Source organism: Pseudomonas sp. FYR_2 (assembly GCF_043106425.1).
Lineage (GTDB): Bacteria > Pseudomonadota > Gammaproteobacteria > Pseudomonadales > Pseudomonadaceae > Aquipseudomonas > Aquipseudomonas monteilii.
The window spans coordinates 1-2165 of record NZ_JBICMM010000039.1 but is presented as its reverse complement, the minus strand read 5'-3'; the positions used below and the strand labels follow the sequence as shown (position 1 = coordinate 2165).

Below are 2165 nucleotides of genomic sequence, written 5' to 3'. Positions count from 1 at the left end.
CGCGGGCGCGTCCGGGGTGGCGGCGACTTGCGCCTCGATCAGTTGCTGCAGGCACTGCTCCAGCGGGTAGTCGGCGTGGGTGCGGTTCCAGTCGTAGACCACCTGTTGCTGCTGCGCGGCATTCAACAGCGGCAACTCGGCGATGCGCTGCTGCGGCTGGGCGACGATGGCGGCCAACAGGCCCTGCCAGTGCCCGGCAAGCTGGGCGATGGTGGCTTCATCGAACAAGGCCGTTGCGTAGGTCAGGAACGCACCGATGCCGTGTTCATGCTCGACAGTGTTCAATGCAAGGTCGAACTGAGTGGTATGGATTTCCCAGTCGAGCGCCTCCAGGGTCAAGCCTGGCAGGCGCCGCGTCTGGCCCCTGCCCTCGCTGCCGTGGTTGTGCATCACCTGGAACAACGGGCTATGGCTGAGGCTGCGCTCTGGCTGCAGGGCTTCGACCAGTTGCTCGAACGGCAGGTCCTGATGCGCCTGTGCGCCCAGCCCGGCCTGGTGAACGTGCGCGACGAGCTCGTCAAAGGTGGTGCTCAGGTCGAATTCGGCCTTGAGGACCTGGGTGTTGACGAAGAAGCCGATGAGCCCCTCGACTTCGCTGCGATTGCGGTTGGCGATCGGGACGCCGACGCGGATGTCGTTCTGCCCGCTGTAGCGGTGCAACAACGCCTGGAAGCTTGCCAGCAGCAAGGTGAACAGCGTCACGCCCTGGCGCTTGGCCAACTGCTTCAGCGAATCTGCCAGCGCATCGTCAATGGCGATGTCGAGGCGTGCACCTGCATGGCTCTGCACTGCACCGCGCGGACGGTCCAGCGGCAATTCCAGTACCGGCTGTTCGTCCCCCAGATGGGCCGTCCAGTAGCCCAGTTGCTTCTCGCGTTCACCCGCTTCCATGAACTGCCGTTGCCACAACGCGTAGTCGGCATACTGCACAGGGAGCGGCGGCAATTGCAGCGCCTGCCCGGACTTGCCGGCCTCGTAGAAACGCACCAGCTCGTCGACCATGATCGGTGTCGACCAGCCATCGGAGACGATGTGGTGCAGGGTCAGCACCAGTACATGGTCATCCGCCGCCAGACGCAGCAGCTTGACCCGCAGCAAGGGCCCCTGCTCAAGGTCGAATGGCTGCTGAACTTCCTGCTCGACCCATGCCTTCAATGCCGCGCTGGTATCGACGTCGACGGCCTTGAGTGTATCGATGACCAGCTCGACGGGCGCTTCGGGGTGAATCACCTGTACCGGCTGGTCGCTGTCGAGGTGAAAGGTGGTACGCAGGGTTTCGTGTCGCGCGATCAGGGCATCGAAGCTGGCCTGCAGCGCCCGAAGGTCAAGATCGCCCTTCAGACGCAGGGCGACCGGAATGTTGTACGCGCTACCCTGGGGGTCCATTTGCCAGAGAAACCATTGCCGCTGCTGGGCGTAGGACAACGCCAGCGCTTCCCCCGGCGCTCTCGCAGGGATCGGCGCGACTCCGTACAAGTTGATTCCCTGACGCTTCAGGAGCATGGCCAGAGCGTGACGCTCTTTGGTGGACAACGATTTGACGGAGTCGAGCAACGCTTGCACTGATGTATCCCCTATGAAATCAGTTCATCAATTTCCTCCGTGGTTAGACGTTTGAGCGCCTCCAGCGATTTAGCCAGTTCTGCCTGAATCGGATCGATTTGCTGATTTTTCTCTTCGAGGCGACAAGAGAAATCCGCCAGCAGGGGATGCTCGAACAGCTCCTTCAAGGTGGCGTCGATGCCTGTCGCCTCGCGAACACGCACGATCACCTGGGTGGCCGATAGCGAATGGCCACCCAGGGCGAAGAAGCCATCGTTCAGGCCGACCCTTTCGAGTTTCAGCACGTCTGCCCAGATCGCCGCGATCTGTTGCTCCAGCTCGCTGCACGGGGCCACGTAGCTGTCCTGCAGCACGCTGGCATCCGGCTTGGGCAGGGCTTTGCGGTCCAGCTTGCCGTTGGCCGTCACCGGCAGGCGCTCGAGGAACAGCAAGTGGGTCGGGACCATGTAGTCGGCCAGGCCGAGCCTGAGGTGCTCGCGCAGTTCGCCGCGCAGCGCACTCTGTTGCTGTGGGTCGCTCGGCAGGTCGCCGGCCATGACCAGGTACGCGGCCAGTTGCTTGCCACCCGGCCCGTCGATGTCCAGCACCACCGCCTCGCGCAC

The 2165-nt window shown here is 63.3% G+C and carries 2 protein-coding genes; both read right to left on the bottom strand.

The genetic code is table 11. The features are described from left to right. On the bottom strand, positions 1–1563 hold a 1563-nt coding region (locus ACF8R4_RS16245; RefSeq protein WP_392492905.1), incomplete at its 3' end, for a condensation domain-containing protein. Positions 1564–1574: 11 nt separating this feature from the next. Beyond that, positions 1575–2165, bottom strand: a 591-nt coding sequence (locus ACF8R4_RS16240; RefSeq protein ID WP_392492903.1) for a phosphopantetheine-binding protein, incomplete at its 5' end; no start/stop codon positions are given.